The organism is Paracoccus nototheniae (genome assembly GCF_004335005.1).
Taxonomy (GTDB): domain Bacteria; phylum Pseudomonadota; class Alphaproteobacteria; order Rhodobacterales; family Rhodobacteraceae; genus Paracoccus; species Paracoccus nototheniae.
Genome location: NZ_RQRT01000140.1, coordinates 1 through 3835, shown reverse-complemented (window position 1 = coordinate 3835; position 3835 = coordinate 1). Strand labels below are relative to the sequence as shown.

At 70.5% G+C, this 3835-nt stretch carries 4 protein-coding genes; 2 read left to right on the top strand and 2 right to left on the bottom strand.

The window, feature by feature from the left end:
* Positions 1-23: 23 nt before the first annotated feature.
* Positions 24-704: a tRNA (5-methylaminomethyl-2-thiouridine)(34)-methyltransferase MnmC2 gene (mnmC2, locus tag EG885_RS21975; protein ID WP_131578936.1), complete on the bottom strand. Its 681-nt coding sequence runs from the start codon at positions 702-704 to the stop codon at positions 24-26.
* 62 nt (positions 705-766) lie between these two features.
* On the opposite strand from mnmC2, the gene EG885_RS21970 reads away from it, so the two are divergent.
* Together EG885_RS21970 and EG885_RS23525 are read left to right on the top strand one after the other, a co-directional pair.
* Entirely contained in the window at positions 767-1804 is a 1038-nt protein-coding gene (locus EG885_RS21970) for an NAD(P)/FAD-dependent oxidoreductase (RefSeq protein ID WP_131578934.1), read from the top strand.
* Positions 1805-1930: 126 nt separating this feature from the next.
* On the top strand, positions 1931-3202 hold the full coding sequence (locus tag EG885_RS23525) for a DUF4202 family protein (protein ID WP_341352781.1): 1272 nt from the start codon (positions 1931-1933) through the stop codon (positions 3200-3202).
* A 9-nt stretch (positions 3203-3211) separates the two neighbouring features.
* Here EG885_RS23525 and EG885_RS21955 read toward each other — a convergent pair.
* The coding region (locus tag EG885_RS21955) for a GNAT family N-acetyltransferase (protein ID WP_131578932.1) at positions 3212-3835 on the bottom strand (624 nt) is incomplete at its 5' end.

Below are 3835 nucleotides of genomic sequence, written 5' to 3'. Positions count from 1 at the left end.
CTACACGGGCATCCGCCCGCCCCCTAAACGGGCATCCGCCCGATGCTCATATGCCGCTTGCGCCCGAAACCAGGGCGACGGGCAACCGCGAACCCCGCCGCCTGCAAGGCGCGGCGCACATGGCCCGCGGCGGTATAGGTCGCGAAACTGCCCCCCGGCGCGGTGTGATGCCCGACCTCGGCCATCAGCGCCTCATCCCACATCTGCGGGTTCTTGGCGGGCGAAAACCCGTCCAGAAACCACGCATCCGCCCGGTCCTGCCACAGAGGCAGGGTCCGGCGGACATCGCCCAGAATCACCGTCAGGCGCAGTTGTCCGATCCGGATCTCGCCCTGCCCCCAGCCCGAACGCAGCTGGGCGGCCAGCCCCGCCAGCCCGGGAAAACCCGCATGGGCCTGTGCCAGCTGCCCGACATCCATCGGATAGGCCTCGAAGCTTGTCATACGCACCGGCACCTGCGCCATCTCGGCCAAAGCCAGCGCGTTCAGGCCGGTGCCGAAACCCAGCTCGGCCACATGAAACCCCGCCACCAGCCGCGCGGGCAGATCATTGCCCTGCAGGAACACATGCCGCGTTTCCTCCAGCCCCCCCGCCAGACTGAAATAGGGATCGTCGAACCGGGTCGAGACCGGCACCCCCCCGTCGCGCCAGTCCAGCAGGGGGGCAGGCTCGTCATCGGCAGGGGGATCGTCTATGGCATCCATGCGGCAAGCTATCGGCAAGAGGCGCGGTTTTGGCAAGGGGTGGAGCTTTGGCAAGGGACGGGATGATCCATGTGGCGGGCGCGGGCATCTTCGGGCTGTCCTGCGCGTGGATCCTGGCGCAGCGCGGCGCCAGGGTCCGCGTATTCGAGGCACAGGCGATCGGCGCCGGTTCCTCGGGCGGCCATGTCGGCGCGCTGGCCCCTCATGCCCCCGACAACTGGAACGTGAAAAAGGCGCTGCAACTGGACAGCCTGCTGGCCGCCCCGGATTTCTGGGCGGGGGTCGGCGCGGCATCAAGCCTGCCCACCGGCTATGCCCGCACGGGCCGCCTGCAACCGGTGCCCGACGCAGCCACCGCCGACCGCCTGCCCGACCGGATCGCCGCCGCCGCCCGGCACTGGCCCCCGGACATGGGCATGTCGCTGACCCGCGACCCGCACAGCACGCCGATCGCGGCGACGCTGATCCCCCACAGCCCGACGGGCCTCTGGCTCCATGACGGCCTGACCGCCCGGCTGAACCCCCGCCCGGCCCTTGCGGCACTGGCCGCAGCCATCCGCGCCACCGGCGCCGAGATCATCGAGGGCCAGCCCGCCCCCCCCGACCACAACCCCACGATCTGGGCCACCGGAACGCCGGGCCTCTCCGATCTGAACCGCGCGCTGGACCGCAGGATCGGACAGGGCGTCAAGGGCCAGTCGCTGCTGATCGGCCATGCCGCCCCGGACAGCCCGCAGGCCTTTGCCGACGGGCTGCACATCGTGCCCCATGCGGATGGGACGACCGCCATCGGCTCGACCTCGGAAAACACTTATGATCACGACCGCCCCGACGATCAGGCGCATGATCTGCTGACCCGCGCCAAGGCGCTTTGCCCGGCATTCGCCGATGCCCCCCTTCTCGACATCTGGGCAGGCCTGCGGCCCCGCGCCCGCTCGCGCGCCCCGGTTCTGGCGCCATGGCCGAACCGTCCCGGCCATCTGATCGTGAACGGCGGCTTCAAGATCGGCTTCGGCATGGCTCCGCTTCTGGCCGATCTGGCCGCCCAGTTCCTGCTCGACGACCGCCGCGACCTGCCCGATCTGTTCGCCCTGCCCTGACCCCTGCATTGGTCCGCAAATATCCCGGGGGGGAATCGCGGCACGCGATGGGGGGCTGGCCCCCCGATCCGCGCTTGCCACCCGTGGCCCGCGCCGTCATCCTGTCCGAAAGCCCCGGAGACAGCCATGACCACCCGCCTCGACCATGCCTTCGCCGCCATCGACGCGGCCAATGCCCATGATCCCAAACTGCAGGACGGCCAGCCCGCCAATCTGCTTTACGGGCAACGGATGACGGCCGAACAGCAGCGCCTGTTCCCGCAGGCCGATGACGCGCTGCGCATCGCCTGTCGGGGCCAGCATGTCGAACGCTGGCTGCTGCCGCGCAGCGATTATCCGATGAACCGCCCCGGCTATCTGCAATGGCGTCAGGAACAGGGCCGCCGCCATGCCGACCGCATCGCGGGCATCATGGCCGATGCGGGTTATGACGCGGACGGCATTGCCGCAGCCCGCCGGATGCTGACCAAGCAGGGGATCAAGCGCGACCCGCAGGTGCAGGCGCTGGAGGATGTGATCTGCTTCACCTTCATCCGCTGGTATCTGGGCGATTTCATGGCCGAACAGCCCGATGACAAACTGCCCCGCATCATCGAAAAGACCGCCCGCAAGATGTCGGCCGAGGGTCGCGCCCGGGCCATGGCCGAATTCGACATGCCCGACGCGCTGGCGCAATATTTCATCGAGGCCGACCAGCCCCGCACGATCACCCGCGCGGTCATCGTCTCGCATGGTCAGCCCGGCGATCCCGAACCCCAGCAGGCGGCGATCGAGGCGCTGGCCGCACAGGTCGCGGCCCATGCCCCCGGGGTGGAGGTTCTGGGCGCAACGTTGGCGATGGAGGGTGCGCTGGCCGCCACCTGCCGCAGCGACTGCATCGTCTATCCCATGTTCATGGCCGAGGGCTGGTTCACCGGCACCGAACTGCCCCGCCGCCTGACCAAGGCGGGCGCGCCGGGCGCGCAGATCATGCGCCCCTTTGGCACCGATCCCGGCCTGCCCGGCCTGATCACCGACATCGCCGCCCAAGCGGCGCAGGCGCAGGGCTGGGATCTGGCCTCGGTCACGCTGCTTTTGTCGGCCCATGGCTCTCAGCGCAGTCAGGCCAGCCATGACATCACCATGGCGCTGGCCGACACGCTGGCCCCGCATTTCGCCCGCGTGGTGCCCGGCTTTGTCGAACAAGAGCCCTTCATCGCCGATGCCGCCCAAGGCCTCGACCGGGCGATCAGCCTGCCGCTGTTCGCGCTGCGGGCCGAACATGTGCTGGACGATCTGCCACAGGCGCTGGATCAGGCGGGCTTCAGTGGCCCGCGCCTCGATCCCGTGGGTCTGGCGCCCGAGGTGCCCGCGATGATCGCCCGGTCCATCGCCGCCGAACTGGCCAGCCTGCGCTGATCCGGGGCCCTATCCTGCGGGCCGCAGGTAATAGGCATAATGGCCCGCCGGGCTGAACCCGAGGCTGGCATAGGTCGCCGCCGCGCCCCGATTGGCGCGGCTGACCGCCAGCCCGATGCGGCTGGCGCCCTGCTCCGCCGCCCAGAAAGCCGCCTGCCGCATCATCCAGCCCGCCAGCCCCTGCCGGCGAAACCCCTCCAGAACCTCGACCGCGTGAACCATCGCCACCGGCCCGTGGATGGCCACGAACCCGGCCCCGGCGGCGCGGTCGCGCAGGCGCCCCAGCAGCGCGGCCTTGGGATGGGGCACCAGATCCATCACCGCCTGTCGCGCAGGGCCGATATTGCCCGCCGCCCAGATCTGGCGCTGGATCGCCAAGGGCGGCCAGACGGCAAAGGCGGTCACCGGCGGCAGCGCCCGGTCGGTCAGCGCGGCAACCGGCGACGCCATGATCAGCGTCGGATTGTCCGCGACATAGCCGCGGTCTGTCAGCGCGGCGATCAGATCGCCCTCATCGCCCCAGGCACGGAACAGCGGCGGCTGGCCCCATGCGGCGTGCTGGGCCTCGGCCGCCGCCAGATCGTCCGGCGTCCAGGGCCCGCTGGCGCGGGCCGAGCTGACCCGCCCCCCGGC